Origin of the sequence: Cytobacillus sp. Hm23, from assembly GCF_051842895.1 — a bacterium.
Classification (GTDB): Bacteria; Bacillota; Bacilli; order Bacillales; family SM2101; genus Nanhaiella.
This window is the reverse complement of sequence record NZ_JBPXRQ010000061.1, coordinates 1-15,431: the sequence shown is the minus strand read 5'-3', so window position 1 is coordinate 15,431 and position 15,431 is coordinate 1. Positions and strand designations below refer to the sequence as shown.

18 protein-coding genes and 1 pseudogene are annotated in these 15,431 nt (G+C 33.9%); 10 read left to right on the top strand and 9 right to left on the bottom strand.

The features are described from left to right. Positions 1-98 precede the first annotated feature (98 nt). The 4 genes from ACSVDA_RS23160 to ACSVDA_RS23145 form a co-directional block, all read right to left on the bottom strand. The gene (locus ACSVDA_RS23160) at positions 99-263 is read right to left on the bottom strand and encodes a hypothetical protein (RefSeq protein WP_485886550.1); all 165 of its coding nucleotides are present in this window, start codon (positions 261-263) and stop codon (positions 99-101) included. An 83-nt stretch (positions 264-346) separates the two neighbouring features. Continuing rightward, positions 347-511 (bottom strand): hypothetical protein, encoded by a 165-nt coding sequence (locus tag ACSVDA_RS23155; RefSeq protein WP_485886548.1) that lies wholly within the window; start codon positions 509-511, stop codon positions 347-349. An 84-nt stretch (positions 512-595) separates the two neighbouring features. Beyond that, complete coding sequence (locus tag ACSVDA_RS23150; RefSeq protein ID WP_485886546.1) at positions 596-2,527, bottom strand: ABC-F family ATP-binding cassette domain-containing protein; 1,932 nt, start codon at positions 2,525-2,527, stop codon at positions 596-598. Between the two features lie 361 nt (positions 2,528-2,888). Further along, positions 2,889-3,104: a hypothetical protein gene (locus ACSVDA_RS23145; RefSeq protein ID WP_485886544.1), complete on the bottom strand. Its 216-nt coding sequence runs from the start codon at positions 3,102-3,104 to the stop codon at positions 2,889-2,891. A gap of 21 nt (positions 3,105-3,125) precedes the next feature. Here ACSVDA_RS23145 and moaC point away from each other — a divergent pair, with 21 nt between their 5' ends. The 5 genes from moaC to ACSVDA_RS23120 all read left to right on the top strand — a co-directional run bounded on the left by moaC (position 3,126) and on the right by ACSVDA_RS23120 (position 6,236). Next, on the top strand, positions 3,126-3,611 hold the full coding sequence (moaC, locus tag ACSVDA_RS23140; protein ID WP_485886542.1) for a cyclic pyranopterin monophosphate synthase MoaC: 486 nt from the start codon (positions 3,126-3,128) through the stop codon (positions 3,609-3,611). A gap of 32 nt (positions 3,612-3,643) precedes the next feature. After that, a complete protein-coding gene (locus ACSVDA_RS23135; RefSeq protein ID WP_485886540.1) occupies positions 3,644-4,282 on the top strand; it encodes a redox-sensing transcriptional repressor Rex in 639 nt (212 codons plus the stop codon). Between the two features lie 98 nt (positions 4,283-4,380). Next, positions 4,381-4,557 (top strand): twin-arginine translocase TatA/TatE family subunit, encoded by a 177-nt coding sequence (locus tag ACSVDA_RS23130; RefSeq protein ID WP_485886538.1) that lies wholly within the window; start codon positions 4,381-4,383, stop codon positions 4,555-4,557. A gap of 17 nt (positions 4,558-4,574) precedes the next feature. Further along, positions 4,575-5,327, top strand: coding sequence for a twin-arginine translocase subunit TatC (gene tatC, locus ACSVDA_RS23125; protein ID WP_485886536.1), 753 nt, complete (start codon positions 4,575-4,577; stop codon positions 5,325-5,327). Between the two features lie 153 nt (positions 5,328-5,480). Next, positions 5,481-6,236 carry a DUF2161 domain-containing phosphodiesterase gene (locus ACSVDA_RS23120; protein ID WP_485886534.1) on the top strand — a complete coding sequence of 252 codons (756 nt, stop codon included), beginning with the start codon at positions 5,481-5,483 and terminating at the stop codon, positions 6,234-6,236. Positions 6,237-6,390: 154 nt separating this feature from the next. Here the strand turns inward: ACSVDA_RS23120 and ACSVDA_RS23115 are convergent, their stop codons facing one another. Together ACSVDA_RS23115 and ACSVDA_RS23110 are read right to left on the bottom strand one after the other, a co-directional pair. Next, positions 6,391-6,585: a YdiK family protein gene (locus ACSVDA_RS23115; RefSeq protein WP_320211418.1), complete on the bottom strand. Its 195-nt coding sequence runs from the start codon at positions 6,583-6,585 to the stop codon at positions 6,391-6,393. 3 nt (positions 6,586-6,588) lie between these two features. After that, entirely contained in the window at positions 6,589-7,347 is a 759-nt protein-coding gene (locus ACSVDA_RS23110) for a CPBP family intramembrane glutamic endopeptidase (RefSeq protein WP_320211417.1), read from the bottom strand. Between the two features lie 885 nt (positions 7,348-8,232). Here ACSVDA_RS23110 and groES point away from each other — a divergent pair. Continuing rightward, a complete protein-coding gene (gene groES, locus ACSVDA_RS23105; RefSeq protein ID WP_214484459.1) occupies positions 8,233-8,517 on the top strand; it encodes a co-chaperone GroES in 285 nt (94 codons plus the stop codon). 99 nt (positions 8,518-8,616) lie between these two features. Further along, the gene (gene groL / locus ACSVDA_RS23100) at positions 8,617-10,257 is read left to right on the top strand and encodes a chaperonin GroEL (protein ID WP_320211416.1); all 1,641 of its coding nucleotides are present in this window, start codon (positions 8,617-8,619) and stop codon (positions 10,255-10,257) included. A gap of 87 nt (positions 10,258-10,344) precedes the next feature. On the opposite strand, the pseudogene ACSVDA_RS23095 reads toward groL, so the two are convergent. Both ACSVDA_RS23095 and ACSVDA_RS23090 read right to left on the bottom strand, forming a co-directional pair. Further along, positions 10,345-10,575: pseudogene (locus ACSVDA_RS23095) on the bottom strand (tyrosine-type recombinase/integrase); the annotation flags it as partial. Between the two features lie 110 nt (positions 10,576-10,685). Further along, positions 10,686-11,357: a hypothetical protein gene (locus tag ACSVDA_RS23090; protein WP_485886531.1), complete on the bottom strand. Its 672-nt coding sequence runs from the start codon at positions 11,355-11,357 to the stop codon at positions 10,686-10,688. 783 nt (positions 11,358-12,140) lie between these two features. Here ACSVDA_RS23090 and ACSVDA_RS23085 point away from each other — a divergent pair. Then, a complete protein-coding gene (locus ACSVDA_RS23085) occupies positions 12,141-12,581 on the top strand; it encodes a hypothetical protein (RefSeq protein WP_485886529.1) in 441 nt (146 codons plus the stop codon). A 78-nt stretch (positions 12,582-12,659) separates the two neighbouring features. Here the strand turns inward: ACSVDA_RS23085 and ACSVDA_RS23080 are convergent, their stop codons facing one another. Continuing rightward, positions 12,660-12,881: a hypothetical protein gene (locus tag ACSVDA_RS23080; RefSeq protein ID WP_485886527.1), complete on the bottom strand. Its 222-nt coding sequence runs from the start codon at positions 12,879-12,881 to the stop codon at positions 12,660-12,662. 892 nt (positions 12,882-13,773) lie between these two features. Here ACSVDA_RS23080 and ACSVDA_RS23075 point away from each other — a divergent pair. Both ACSVDA_RS23075 and ACSVDA_RS23070 read left to right on the top strand, forming a co-directional pair. After that, the gene (locus tag ACSVDA_RS23075; RefSeq protein WP_485886525.1) at positions 13,774-14,160 is read left to right on the top strand and encodes a hypothetical protein; all 387 of its coding nucleotides are present in this window, start codon (positions 13,774-13,776) and stop codon (positions 14,158-14,160) included. 59 nt (positions 14,161-14,219) lie between these two features. Then, a complete protein-coding gene (locus ACSVDA_RS23070; protein WP_485886523.1) occupies positions 14,220-14,966 on the top strand; it encodes a DUF4405 domain-containing protein in 747 nt (248 codons plus the stop codon). Positions 14,967-15,431 lie beyond the last annotated feature (465 nt).

Sequence of the window (15,431 nt, the reverse complement as noted above, 5' to 3'; positions counted from 1 at the left end):
CTCGAGTCCCTTCACCATTTTCCATAAAGGTAAAAAGCACCTTTACAGAAAATGGTTCCAGTGCTGGTCGGGGATGAACAAGGCGTTTGCGCTTTTCTTCATGTCCAGTTCCGTCTCCTAGCCTCTCGAGGTCGTTTCACAACAATCCTAAAAGGTAAAAAGCACCTTCTAGGATTGTAGTTCCAACGCTTGTCGAGGCAAAACAGTCGTCTCCACTTTTCTTCATGTCCAGCTCCAGCGCCTATCCCCTCGAGTCCCTTCACCATTTTCCATAAAGGCAAAAAGCACCTTTACAGAAAATGGTTCCAGTGCTAGTCGGGGATGAACAAGGCGTTTGCGCTTTTCTTCATGTCCAGTTCCGTCTCCTAGCCTCTCGAGGTCGTTTCACAACAATCCTAAAAGGTAAAAAGCACCTTCTAGGATTGTAGCTCCAACGCTTGTCGAGGCAAAACAGTCGTCTCCACTTTTCTTCATGTCCAGCTCCAGCGCCTATCCCCTCGAGTCCCTTCACCATTTTCCATAAAGGTAAAAAGCACCTTTACAGAAAATAGTTCCAGTGCTTGTCGGGGATGAACAAGTCGCTTGCGCTTTTCTTCTAATCATGGAGTGTTTCCCATTCGGTCATTAATTGTTCTAGTTGCTCCTGGTACTGTGAGTTTTCTTCATTAATCACTGCCACTTTTTCGTGATCTTGAAAGATAGTTGGGTCACATAGGAGAGTCTCATTTTTATCTATTTTTTCTTCGAGTTTTGATATCTCTATTTCTAGCTCTTCGATTCTTCTTTTTCTCTGACGCTGTAATTTCTTCATTTCCTTTTCTTGTTCATAAGTCAGCTTCGTCTGCGTTTTATCTTCCTTGATTGAAGGATTGACTACTTGCTGTTCATTTAACAGCTTAATTTCCTCAATTTCTGCTTTTTTTGATATGAAATAATCATAGTCTCCCAAATATTCAGTAATACCGTTTGGAGCAAGTTCATACACTTTCGTCGCTAGTCGGTTTATAAAATAGCGGTCGTGGGAGACGAATAGAATTGTACCAGGATAGTCAATCAATGCATTTTCAAGTACTTCTTTACTATCCAAGTCTAAGTGGTTTGTAGGCTCATCCAAAATTAGCAGATTAGCTTTTTGTAACATAAGCTTTGCTAACGCAAGTCGTGCCTTTTGGCCACCACTAAGTGTTGATACCGGCTTCAACACATCATCACCTGAAAATAAAAAGTTGCCTAACACTGTCCTTATATCTTTCTCGGGTTTTGATGGGTACTCATCCCACAGTTCATTGAGAACACTTTTATTTGAACTAAGATTTGCTTGTTCTTGGTCATAGTAGCCAACTTTAACATTTGATCCAAAAGAAAATTCTCCTTGTAGGGCTTGTATCTTTTTGATCGCTGCCTTGAGTAAAGTTGATTTCCCAATACCATTTGGACCTACCAAAGCTACACTGTCACTTTTCATGATTTGAAAATTGATATGTTGGATAATAGGCTTGTTGTTTTCATAAGAAACAGAAATGTCTTTAGCTTTTAAAACTTCATTTCCACTTTGACGTTCGATGTCAAAGTGGAACGAAGCGGATTTTTCATCTCCAGCAGGCTTATCTAGGACTGTCATTTTCTCCAGTTGTTTTCTTCTACTTTGTGCTCGTTTTGTTGTTGAAGCTCGTGCTAAGTTTCGTTGAACGAAATCCTTAAGCTTGGCTATTTCACCTTGCTGCTTTTCATAAAGCTTTAAATCGTGTTCGTAATTTTCTGCTTTCTTCTTTAAATAATCACTATAATTTCCGATGAATTTTGCCGAATTAGTTCGAGATATTTCGTATACTTGTGTAACGACTTTATCAAGGAAATAACGGTCATGAGATACGATGAGAATAGCTCCTGGATAGCCGAGTAAATATTGCTCCAACCAAGTAAGTGTATCAATGTCAAGGTGGTTAGTAGGCTCATCTAGTATTAATAAATTTGGCTTTGCTAATAATAGCTTCCCTAGAGCAAGCCTCGTTTTTTGACCACCACTTAAAGATGATATAGGTGTTGAGTAATTAAAGCTTGAAAACTGAAGTCCGTGTAGAACAGCTCGTATATCAGCTTCATATTGATAGCCACCTTGTTCTTTATATTGAATTTGTAAATGATCATACTCTTTTAATAGTTTGTCGTAATCTGCCTTGTTTGACATTAGGCTTTGATTGGACATTTTTTCTTCTAGTTTACGTAATTCCATCTCCATTTTTTTTAACGGTTCAAACACGGTTAACATTTCTTCCCAAATAGATAAGTCCGAATCTAAGCCACTATGTTGTGCTAAATATCCAATAGAAATGTCTTTCGGTTTCATGACGCTTCCGCTATCATGAGACATGTAACCTGCTATTATTTTCAATAAGGTTGATTTACCAGCGCCGTTACGGCCAACGACAGCTATCCTATCTTTCAATTGTACTTCTAGCTTTATATTCGATAAAATAAGATCAGATCCAAAATATTTTGTGAGCTGATTCACTTGTAACACTATCATGTTAGTTCACCTCTGTTATAATAGTTTTAGTGTATCTTAAAATGTATGAAATGAGCAATATTCTTTCACTGGATTCCAATGTTTACTTATCTAAGGCTTGAGAAGTGCTTATTTTTAACAATAGTTTATCTTGGTTTGTATGCGCTTTCTTATTAAAGACATTTTAGGCTTAGCTTTGATATCATGTACGATGTATAGGCTCTTTTCGTAGAATTTTTGCTATTGACAGTAATTTAGGACAGCAAAAAATGAATTTATGCAATTGACCTCATTTATAATGAGGAAAAAGCTACAACCGCTAGGTTTATACGTATTTTTTCTTAAAACGAATAACAGCAATTAATGCGAGTAAAGCCTTGTACTAAAACATAAATAGGATTACTAATAGTATTTGTTGCACCTTTTCATCATTAAAACTATAACAATAGGCTAAATTATTAGTTACAATTGCCACACCACTTACGAAAAAGCCATTTACTAAGAAGGTGATAGAAACGGCCTTGCCTTGGATGTACATATAGTTTTCACGCCTTGTTAAAGTAACGACAGGATTGTAAAAATAGTGTAGTATAGTCATATTGAGAGGTGAAAAGCAACAGTGTCTTCATTTACACATTTTAATGATCAAGGTAGAGCAAAGATGGTTGATATTTCTGAAAAGGGCGAAACATTAAGAACTGCTATAGCGAGATCAAGTATCTCAGTTAATAAAGAAATTTATGAACAAATTATTCATTCAAAAATAAAAAAAGGGGATGTTTTAGCTGTAGCTCAAGTGGCTGGTATTATGGCTGCAAAAAAAACATCAGATATTATCCCGATGTGTCACCCAATTAGTTTAAAGGGTGTCGATATCACATTTACATGGGAAGAAGAAAAGCAATTATACAAGCTTATTATTATCGTAGAAGTTAAAACGAAGGGTAGTACAGGTGTTGAAATGGAAGCTTTAACTGCTGCTAGCACATGTGCCTTAACTGTTTATGACATGTGTAAAGCAGTTGATAAAGGTATGGTTATTGGTCCAACTTATTTATTAGAGAAGACTGGTGGAAAGAACGGAGACTTTATTAGAGAGCAGTGAATGAATAGCTGTTTGAATGTGGGGGAATAGAAGTGAATAACGAACAAACAAAAATTCCACAAGCTACTGCAAAGCGTTTGCCATTGTATTATCGATTCATTAAAAATCTTCATGCTGCAGGTAAGCAGCGCGTATCTTCTGCTGAATTAAGCGAGGCTGTAAAAGTAGATTCAGCAACAATACGTAGAGATTTTTCGTATTTTGGTGCTTTAGGTAAAAAAGGGTATGGTTATAATGTTAATTACTTATTAACATTTTTTCGACAAACACTAGATCAAGATGAACTGACAAAAGTGGTGTTAATCGGGGTCGGGAATTTAGGTACTGCATTTTTAAATTACAACTTTATTAAAAATAATAATATGAAAATTGAACTTGCATTTGATGTTGATGAACAAAAAATTGGCTCTACAGTTGGAGATGTTCCTATTTATCATATGGATGATTTAGAAAAACATATTACCAAAGATGTAAGTGTTGCCATCTTAACTGTACCTGCACCAGTTGCTCAAGGGATGACCGATCGTTTAGTAGAAACAGGTATCAAGGGTATTTTGAATTTTACACCAGCTCGAATTAATGTACCTGATCATATTAGAATTCATCACATTGATTTAGCAGTTGAGTTACAATCTTTAGTATATTTCCTTAAAAACTACCCAACTGAATAGTAGCTCTACTGGCATTGTGGTCGTTTGCATGATCATCGAGTTATAATAACAATATATGCTTTATAATGATAGATCAGGAAAATTATTTGTAATTTATGATGGAGGTGAGACCAATTAACATAGGAATTGGAAGTCTTATATTAATTTTAGTGATCGCACTCGTTATCTTTGGTCCAAATAAGCTTCCTCAATTAGGAAAAGCTGCTGGAGACACACTTAGAGAATTTAAGAGAGCGGCACAAGACATTGCAAATGAAAATAATAAAAAGAAGTAACATTAGGATGAGAAAGTATGAATGATAGTAAAGAAATGTCTGTATACGATCATATAGGAGAGCTAAGGAAGCGTCTAATTATCGCAGTCGTTTTCTTTGTTGTTGCTACAATTGGAAGCTTTTTTTTGGCAGAGCCAATCATTGTCTATTTACAACAGGCTGATGAAGCAAAAGAGCTGACGATGAATGCATTTTCCTTAACTGATCCAATAAAAATTTATATGCAATTTGCTTTTATTATAGCTTTTGTAATTACTGCACCAGTTATTTTATACCAGCTTTGGGCGTTTATTAGTCCAGGTCTATATGAAAAAGAGCGGAAAATCACTTTAAGTTATATACCAATTTCAGTGTTACTATTTTTAGGTGGGGTTTCATTTTCCTATTTTATTCTATTTCCATTTGTTATTGAGTTTATGACGAGGATATCTGAACGCCTAACGGTTAATCAAGTTATTGGTATAAATGAATATTTCCAATTTCTATTTAAAATCACTATTCCATTTGGAATATTGTTTCAGCTTCCTGTCGTTGTGATGTTTTTAACTAGACTTGGCATAGTCACGCCTATGTTTTTAGCGAAAATAAGAAAATACGCATATTTCGTTTTACTAGTTATAGCAGCATTTATTACGCCACCTGAGCTCATTTCACATCTGATGGTGACGATACCTTTATTTATTCTATATGAAATAAGTATCTTTATCTCAAAAATAACCTTTCGGAAAGTGGAAAAACTAGAACAGGAACTCATGACTGAGAATGAGTAACAACCATACAATAATCATAACAAAGTTAATCAAAGTGAGTTTTTACAAATTGTAGAGGCTCACTTTTTTCATTTAGTATTTTCTAGCGGTTATTTTGTGAGTATATGCAAGTATAAAGATCGTATTAGTATCTTATATTTAAGTATTGAATAAATGAAGAAAGTAATGATGTTAATGAACAATAAAACAACAAAATTGTATGAGGTTGATTTATATAAACCTATTCAAGACCATTTTATAGAACAGGGGTATGAAGTATATGGAGAAGTCAATCATTGTGATATAGCAGCTATAAAAGACGATGAGCTAGTGATCGTGGAGCTTAAGCTTAATATAAGTATAAAGCTGTTAATACAAGCTACTAAAAGGCAGCGTTTATCCGATCAGGTGTATATTGCCATCCCGAGGCCTACATATTCTTTGCGTTCTAAAAAATGGCAGGATATTTGTTATTTGGTCAGAAGGTTAGAATTAGGCCTTATGATTGTAACTTTTAAAAATGGTACTGCACAGGTAGAAATCATTATAGCCCCAGCTGACTTTGATCGAAAAAAAAGCATGCAACGCAGCAAGAAAAAGAGAGATTTACTTTTAACTGAAATGCAAGGCAGGCATCGTGACCATAATGTTGGTGGAAGCAAAAATCAAAAAATCATGACGGCGTACAAAGAAAACTGTATTCATATTGCTTGTTGCCTCGAACGTTTAGGTCAGTTATCAACAAGTGATCTTCGCCAAATGGGAACCGGTGATAAAACTGTATCCATTCTTAATAAAAATTATTACGGCTGGTTTGAAAGGGTGCGAAGAGGAACTTATTCACTTAGTGATAAAGGCAAGAATGAGCTAACTTCATATCCACAACTTGTTCACTATTACGGTGAATTAATAACAAATAAGCTTGGTTGATACAGAGAAAGGTATTTTGGGTAACTCATATGTATTTAGAGAAGAAAAGATGTCCCGAACATATGCCTGTATTCGTGCTAAGCTAAAAGCAACAATTAATGTGAAATCAGCCATAGAATAAAACAACCTTCCTATTAACTAGGAAGGTTGTTTATTATTTTATATTTTTTAGTTTGTTATGAAAGATAAACATACGAATAGCCACTCCAAAATCAAGGGTGGCTACAAAAGACAATATGAGAGTGGGGAAATTCCAAATTGTTTCTTGAGCTGATTGAATTGCGAGATATGTGAAAACGATTCCTATAAAACTATATATAAATCCAAAAAATAAAGGTGAGCGGCGCATATGTTATAATCCTCCAATAATCGACTGCATTTGTTCCAGTTGTTGTCGCATTTGTTCAATGTCATCCTTGTAGATAGTTTGTATTAAGACCACAAATGTATTCATTGAAACGTGTGCAATAATAGGTACGAGTATTCTTTTTGTTTTCACATAAAGAAAGGCAAAAGTAAATCCCATTGAACTGTATATGAGTATGTGCTCTGGCTCACCATGAACTAGGGCGAATATGACAGAACTAATAAGTGCTGATATCCAAAAATTATATTTCTTATACAACGAGCCAAAAATGATCTTTCTAAAAATGATTTCCTCTAATATTGGTGCGATGATTGAAGTGACAATAATGAATAACGGGACCAATTCAAAAATTCCGATAAGCACTTCAGTATTTTCTGACCCTGGATTAATTCCAAGTAACATTTCAATATTTGCTGCTAAAGATTGTGCAAATAAAGCAAGGAAAATACCTGCGATTGACCAGAAAATAGCTTTACCAGTAGAGGGGTAATCTTCAGGAATCACTCTGTTAATCATATCTTTTTTCATAATGAAGAGGATAATCATTAATCCGAGGATAAAGCTAATTACAGCCCAATAACCAACCCTAATGACTAGCGCAATATCATTAGAATGAGCATCCTCGCCTACACCTAAAATTTCTAATAATGGCACACCTAAAGTCGCTGAAAATTGGACAATAATATACGCGATAATTACATACCAATAATGTCTTTCGAACGGTGGAAATATTTTTTTAATCAATAAAATAATCTCCTTTAAATGTTTGTTCATGCTGCTTTAATTTTTAATAGTATTTTGCTATTTGGGAATGTCTTGTTCCCCTTCGCAGCTTTTAGAGGTCACCATGTCATTTTATCAGAAAGAAAAATCCCTATTCAAATGATATACCTTAATGATTTGACATTGTTAGCCTATATAACGATTTTCATCATAGTTGTCCGATTAAAATATGCACTAATAATGTATGTCCGATATACACGGGTTAGTACAATACTTACCGTATTTTATCACAGTATTCTAACATACTCATGTATATTATGTTTTTTATGTTTATTCCTACGTATTTGTGACATAATTTTAAAGGGTTAAATGATAAAGGTGTTTACATAAGAAGGTATACATTTTATTTCAATCATGTAAAACCTACTTAGCGTTCCAATACACCAATACATCAACTATTAACTCTAAAAGATCATAGACGTGGGCTGTTTTTGATTTAAATAATGTTTTTCGCACTAAGCAATTGCTAAGTACTTAACTAGAGTTATGGCATCTTCTTCTGTAAAGCGATGATAACCGTATAAAACACTTTTTCTATGCTGGTATCAATAGCGGCAAAGATTACGAAAAGAGTCTTTCTATATTGAAGACTATGACAAGAAATAAAGCCAACATAGTTGCTCTAATTGTGTAATAAAAAATAGGACGAATGTCGTGGTTATACAAGGGAGAACTTGTCTATTTATGGGGTATATATGAAATTAGGAATTTTTTTCTGCTTTAGACTTGCAAAAACATTTGAGATTCATTAATATAATAGTTGTGTTAGCACTCAAGTATAGCGAGTGCTAATAGAAGAATATTGAACAATAATACCATTTAAATTATTTGAGGAGGTTGTTTCACTTGTTAAAGCCATTAGGTGATCGTGTTGTTATTCAAATTGAAGAAACAGAAGAAAAGACTGCAAGTGGTATCGTATTACCGGATACTGCAAAGGAAAAGCCTCAAGAAGGAAAAGTTGTAGCTGTTGGTTCTGGTCGAGTACTAGACAGCGGTGAGCGTGTAGCTCTTGAAGTAGCTGTAGGTGATAGTATCATCTTCTCAAAATATGCTGGTACTGAAGTAAAGTCTGACGGTAAAGAATACTTAATCGTACGTGAAAGCGATATTTTAGCTGTACTTAGCTAATTTTATCCACCTTTGTACTTAACATAATGTGTGATGTTCAACAGCATACGGATTGAACATTATTTAATAGATTAGGAAAATTTGAGGAGGTAAAACAATATGGCAAAAGATATTAAATTTAGCGAAGAAGCACGCCGTTCTATGCTAAGTGGTGTAGATGCACTAGCTAATGCTGTAAAAGTTACATTAGGACCTAAAGGACGTAATGTAGTATTAGAGAAAAAATTTGGTTCTCCATTAATTACAAATGATGGTGTTACAATTGCAAAAGAAATCGAATTAGAAGATGCATTTGAAAACATGGGTGCAAAGCTAGTTGCTGAAGTAGCTAGTAAAACAAATGATGTAGCTGGTGACGGTACTACTACAGCAACTGTTTTAGCACAAGCAATGATTACTGAAGGCCTTAAAAACGTAACTGCTGGTGCAAACCCTATGGGCGTTCGTAAAGGAATTGAGAAAGCTACTAAAGTTGCAGTTGAAGAGCTTAAAGCAATCTCAAAACAGATTGAAGGTAAAGAATCAATCTCTCAAGTAGCTGCAATTTCTTCATCTGATGAAGAAGTAGGGCAATTAATTGCAGAAGCTATGGAACGTGTTGGTAATGATGGTGTTATCACTATTGAAGAATCAAAAGGCTTCGCAACTGAATTAGAAGTTGTTGAAGGTATGCAATTTGACCGTGGATATGCTTCACCATACATGGTTACTGATTCTGATAAAATGGAAGCTGTTTTAGAAAATCCATATATCTTAATTACTGATAAGAAAATTGCGAATATCCAAGAAGTGTTACCTGTATTAGAGCAAGTTGTTCAACAAGGTAAACCACTATTAATGATTGCTGAAGATGTAGAAGGCGAAGCTTTAGCTACATTAGTAGTAAACAAACTTCGTGGTACATTTAATGCAGTAGCTGTTAAAGCTCCTGGATTCGGTGACCGTCGTAAAGCGATGCTTGAAGATATTTCTATCCTAACTGGTGCTGAAGTAATCACTGAAGACCTAGGATTAGACTTGAAAGCTACTACTGTTGCTCAATTAGGTCGTGCTTCAAAAGTTGTTGTAACAAAAGAAAATACAACAATTGTTGAAGGTACTGGCGCATCTGATAAAATTGCAGCACGTGTAAACCAAATTCGTACACAATTAGAAGAAACTACTTCTGAATTTGATAAAGAAAAATTACAAGAGCGCCTAGCTAAATTAGCTGGTGGCGTAGCGGTAATCAAAGTTGGTGCAGCTACAGAAACTGAATTAAAAGAACGTAAGCTACGTATCGAAGATGCTTTAAATGCAACTCGCGCAGCTGTTGAAGAAGGTATTGTTTCTGGTGGTGGTACTGCGCTAGTAAATGTACACAGCAAAGTAGCAGCAATTGAAGCTGACGGAGATAAAGCTACTGGTGTAAATATCGTCTTACGTGCACTTGAAGAGCCAATTAGACAAATCGCTCACAACGCTGGCCTAGAAGGATCTGTCGTTGTAGATCGTCTAAAACGTGAAGAAGTTGGCGTAGGCTTCAACGCAGCAACTGGCGAGTGGGTTAACATGATCGACACTGGTATCGTTGACCCAACAAAAGTTACTCGTTCAGCATTACAAAACGCAGCATCTGTTGCAGCAATGTTCTTAACAACTGAAGCTGTAGTAGCTGACCAACCTGAAGAAGGTGGCGCACCTGCTATGCCTGATATGGGCGGCATGGGCGGCATGGGTGGAATGGGCGGCATGATGTAATCTGCCCCTCAAACCCTTGATATAAAAGGATTTTCCTATATGATGTCCAGTATGGGTAACATTTAGGTAACATGAGGTTATAAAAAATTAGAGGTTTTCCATTAGTTGAGCAAACTTTTGAGAAGCCTCTTTTTTCATAGACTTAGTAATATGTAAGTACACATGTTTTGTCGTGTCATCATCTTTATGCCCAAGACGTTCCATGGTTTCAGGTAAACTCACTTCAGCCTCTGCAAGTAATGATGTATGTGTATGTCTTAACGAGTGTGGAGTTAAATCAGAATTTTAGCCTGAAATTTTTAATAATCTGCTCATTCTGTTTCATGTCTACTTATGTTAACAAATAATGATACACGTGTGATGTGGTGGTGAATAGTTTAAATTGAGAAGGTAAGTTAAAAAACAAGATTTATATAGTGAAACTTACATCATAAGGACTTGATGGAAGGTAAGTATTTAAGTAATTCTTGTTCTATTTGGCGAAGTGTTTTCCCATCTGTCTCAATCCCATATTTTTCTGCCATCCTTAGTGTCGATTTGTAATCTTCAGCAGTATAATACTCATCGTATATTTCAAATGTTCTTTTTTTACGTATATCCATTATTTCTGCTAACAACTGCTCTGATGATTTGTCTTCAAAGTGTATTCCTAATTTATGCGCTTCCCTATATAGACTAATTTGTGATTTTCCTTCCATGATTTCTTGGTTAATTTCCACTTGAGTCTTGCCAGCTGTTTCTACACGAAAAGCACTTATTCTCCGTTTTACCATTTCTTCTTCAGGTAAATGATCATCCCCTTCATATCCTATGATACTAAAGCCCTGCTTTCCGAGTATACGGTAGTAGTTATCCTTATTTATTTGATTTCCTTGTAAATCTATAATTCCACTTTCACCATCAAATTTTATCACTAGCTTGCCATCGAAAGTTTTTAAGCCTTCATAATCATACATCCAGAGAGATTCATCTTTAGAAAATTGATTAGGTACCCCTTTTACTCGATCCAAAAAATTGTTCTTATAAGCTAACGTAATTACTGTCACACTTCCAAATGCAATAGTAGAAGCAACCACTGTTGCTACAATGATTTTCTTCATAATTAAGACTCCTTTTATATGTTGTAGTTTTGATATTAAATGTATTGTAATGTCCAATTCTTAATATTATGGGTAGATATTTCTTAAGATTATCTTAAGAAACGAAGCACGACAGTTAAAATGAGGTTAAAAGTATATCAATTTTTAGAGAGGAATAATTTTAAAAACGCATTAGTACACCGTTGTACTGAAAAAGATAACACGAACTCTAGTTGAGTACGTGTTTATTAATACGACAAACAACAATCAATGCGAAAACAACCATTTTAAAAACACCTCATAAGCCAATTTAAGGTGTTGTTAAAAGAAACAGTTATTATTATTCATTATTCTTGGATTCCTTGATCCCATTAATAATAGCTAATTTTATTATCCAATAAAGAACTAAAAATTTAACAAACGCAATAAAAAATTGGTAAATTAATCCTTTGGTGAAATAGGAGTTGACCAACAAACTTCTTATGTTTTCCATGATTTCGAACATAATTACCTCCAGTTAAAAACTTGTGTAAAGATAAAGTGTTTTCTGTTTATTATTACCAAAAACATAAGATTTATATTAAATAAAATAAGCAGCTAGTAAATTGGGGAGGTATAAGTAAAATGTTATGAAAACTCAAGAGTTACTGTGAAAGACTTGGATCTAAGAATCATGTATATATAGTCAAATTGAATTTAACTACACAACGATAGTTTTATATTACAACTCTTACAGACATCTCCCCACACAATAATATTTAGACAGCCATATATATAAATAAAATATATAAGGGAGATGACGAAATGAATAACCAATTGTGTAGAGGTAATGGTGAAGGATTTGAGATAGTTGACTTTCAATTTCATATTCCTGCAACAAACGATGTGGACTTTGGGTCTCTTTCAACTGATTCAAATTATCCTACAACAATTGCACTGTTAACACTAAATAACTTAAAACCTGGTGATATTGTATTGCTAAGTTGGACATTTGTATTAAACAACCAAGGTGGTGATGAATTTACTCATCAAGTATGGAGAGGAGATACCACTATTCATAGGTCAATCAGAGGAATTGAAGGTGGCGGAGAAGATATTAGTATAACATCTTCTCAAACGATTGATAAAATTAATAGTTATCAATGTGCTACTTATAGATTAACTGGTTTTGCAAATAACCCTGACATAAACCTTAATGGTCCTGTTAATTTTAGTGCACAGCAATTAAGACCGAAGATGAAGTAATGAAATTTATAAGTTTACAAGTGGGTTAGGTGTTTCGGGAGTGAATTCCAATTTATAGTAAATAATAGTTAGTTTTATTTACTTAAATAAAATGGTACTAAAATCAATGTGAAAAAATTGAAATACAGCTGCGATTATTAATATAGAACCTATTTTCACAGCAATTTTTTGTTTCATAATTTCAAAATCTCTTGTTATAATTACTGCTGCACTAGATAACCCTGCGAAAATCCATCCTAAATTAAAATCATTGTGTAGATAAGTTTTTATAATATGGTCAACAAAAAAACTAAGACTCATACCTAGTAATAGACAAAGAATAGACAACGGAGTTTCATCATACTATCCCCTTGTAATTTATAACTAAAAATAATAGTACCATACATTGTAAAGGAAAACGCCGAAGTTATGAAACTTAAGATAGATTATGTTTGATAGGGATGTTCACATAATAAAAGAAGGAGGAGTTTATCGTACTAACTGTCCAGCATGTACATATACCTTGTTTAACAATAAAGGAGCGGTAAAGGTAATAAAATTTGCTTGTAATAGTAGCTATGATTTCTTACTAAAGATAAAGCTTTGAAAAAAGAGTTAAGGAGCGAGTATAGTAGCTGATATTAAAGAAATTGATATAGGTCACCAAACTAAGTTAAGTAACTTTGTAAGTTCAACAATATTAATGACCGAAGAAGTCAAAGCCACTGAGATGTAGTTATTTCCATTCGGTAAGTTCAACACTCATAATGTGATAATAGAGGATTGGGAAATTACAGAAAAAAGAAGAGGTCATACACCTACCTGACAACAGGAGGGCACTAATCATTGCAGCATTTTAACTGTGTGAGGGGTGTCCTCTTTTAGTTATTAAAAGAGGAGATGTGAATGAGTGCTGGGAAGAATATTCAAGATAAATTTCTATCAAAATCAACGAGAAGTGTGAAACAACGTAAGCAACATAAAAAGGTGCTCTCCAAAAGAGAATGGGATAAGTGAATGAGGTAAAACATGAGCCGTTACTGAAAATCCTCTAGTTCAATTAAAGGGTTGATAAAATCAGCAAATATCTCCTTAATGTACCTTTATTAAATGTACAGAAAAATTTACTTTCTTCCTTTTTGTTTTTTTTGTAGCACAAAAAATGCTATAATAGCTCTATGATTTTTTGTACTACAAAAAAAGGAGTGTTCAAATGAATCAAATAACTTTTTCTTCATACGAAGAATTAGAGCAATTGTTGAAAGAAAAATTTTATAAGAAAGCAAAGTTTATCGGGTTAAGTGATGAAGAAATTCAGCTATCTATCATCTATAAAAAGAAAGCGAAAGAACTTTGGGACAAACATAATTGTCAACAGATTATTGAACAGTATGGCACTGTTACAATAGAGGCTTGGATGGATGAAGAAGGAAATAGGAGAACGAAAAGAGGAAGGCCTAGAAAAGAAAAGTCAGAAAAACTTAGTTTTCCATTACACGTTCGATTGGATGAGGAGTCTTTTAAGAAACTTAATAATTATGCAAAGGAACATGATGTAAACTGTTCAACAGCAATTAGAATGATATTAAAAAATTTATAATTAGTGAATTGAAGGGCCTTCGTAAATATAATTAAAGGTGTTTTTCAGGAGGATTGAAAATGAAAAAAAATCGTTTTAAATTTTGTTTTGATTTATTGATTGCAATTACATTTAGCTTATTATTTGCTCCAGCTATCACCAGTGTAGCATTTCATGAAATAGCTAGTATTTTATTGGCGGTAGCATTAATTATTCATTTATCTTTAAACAAAGATTGGATTATTGGTATGAGCAAAAAAATATTCTCAAAAAGAATAAGAGGAAAAGCTTTACTATCATACTTATTAAATATAACCCTGTTGTTAGATATGTTGTTTATTATGGTAAGTGGATTATTAATTTCCGAGGTTATCTTTCCTAATTTTAGATATTTCACAAGCATTAATTGGCTTGCTCTTCATATTATTTTGTCAATCCTCGGATTATTTATAGTTGGGGTTCATTTAGGATTACATTGGCAATGGATCAAACAAATTGGAAGCCAATACCCTAAATTAAAGAAGCTATTTTCTTTTCGTAAACCTTCTCGGATAAAAATTTTACGTATATTGTTGATTATTGGGACAATTTTCTTGTTCGTCCAAATATTTAAATTGACTGTTGTATCGATGGAGTTAGTTAGTGGTCCGAGTTTAGGTGCTGAAAAAAGTGCGGGAACAGAAGGGTATGAAAATCTATTTTCAGTTAACATATTAGGAATTTTACCAGTCTTCACAATCTATTCATGCCTTTTGGGTTCAATTGCTTTTTATACCAACTTACTAGAAAAAAGGGTCATGAATAAGAAACATACAAGGACGTCCTAATGGCATTTCCCTTTTCGAAAATTAATTAAAATAGGTAGCTAATGTTGTATTTTTTTTCTAGTGAGATCAATGTTTTACAAAGAAACATATGTGAACATCCAAAGATTAACCTAGAGGAAGAAAGCTGCAACAAGTGACATAACCGTTAATGAAATAGTATGTTTGAATGCTGTAAATGTCTGCAGACCACCTAAAAGAATTATTAAAAAAAATATATTTTCATAATATAAAATATAGCGAGGTATTTTATCGTTTATTAGCTCCCTAACGTCACCAAATGGGAAGGGAGTACATAAGTTACATTAGTATATATTTAGTCACCTTGTAACATTTAGTACCACCCTTTATAAAATGTACCCTATAGAGTAGACACTTAAAAAAAGTCTCCCTATAGGGTACATTTTTGTATAATGGAGAAACACAACTAGAGAAATACTTCGGATTGGAGAAAACTATGAGTAAAAA

What these genes read in the sequence shown, in the direction of transcription:
- ACSVDA_RS23090 (WP_485886531.1), bottom strand. Translation starts at nt 11,357, where the DNA reads ATGAAGAAAATCATTGTAGCAACAGTGGTTGCTTCTACTATTGCATTT.
- tatC (WP_485886536.1), top strand. Translation starts at nt 4,575, where the DNA reads ATGAATGATAGTAAAGAAATGTCTGTATACGATCATATAGGAGAGCTA.
- ACSVDA_RS23080 (WP_485886527.1), bottom strand. Translation starts at nt 12,881, where the DNA reads ATGAGTCTTAGTTTTTTTGTTGACCATATTATAAAAACTTATCTACAC.
- ACSVDA_RS23130 (WP_485886538.1), top strand. Translation starts at nt 4,381, where the DNA reads ATGGAGGTGAGACCAATTAACATAGGAATTGGAAGTCTTATATTAATT.
- ACSVDA_RS23085 (WP_485886529.1), top strand. Translation starts at nt 12,141, where the DNA reads ATGAATAACCAATTGTGTAGAGGTAATGGTGAAGGATTTGAGATAGTT.
- ACSVDA_RS23150 (WP_485886546.1), bottom strand. Translation starts at nt 2,527, where the DNA reads ATGATAGTGTTACAAGTGAATCAGCTCACAAAATATTTTGGATCTGAT.
- ACSVDA_RS23070 (WP_485886523.1), top strand. Translation starts at nt 14,220, where the DNA reads ATGAAAAAAAATCGTTTTAAATTTTGTTTTGATTTATTGATTGCAATT.
- ACSVDA_RS23115 (WP_320211418.1), bottom strand. Translation starts at nt 6,585, where the DNA reads ATGCGCCGCTCACCTTTATTTTTTGGATTTATATATAGTTTTATAGGA.
- ACSVDA_RS23120 (WP_485886534.1), top strand. Translation starts at nt 5,481, where the DNA reads ATGAAGAAAGTAATGATGTTAATGAACAATAAAACAACAAAATTGTAT.
- ACSVDA_RS23145 (WP_485886544.1), bottom strand. Translation starts at nt 3,104, where the DNA reads ATGACTATACTACACTATTTTTACAATCCTGTCGTTACTTTAACAAGG.
- groL (WP_320211416.1), top strand. Translation starts at nt 8,617, where the DNA reads ATGGCAAAAGATATTAAATTTAGCGAAGAAGCACGCCGTTCTATGCTA.
- ACSVDA_RS23075 (WP_485886525.1), top strand. Translation starts at nt 13,774, where the DNA reads ATGAATCAAATAACTTTTTCTTCATACGAAGAATTAGAGCAATTGTTG.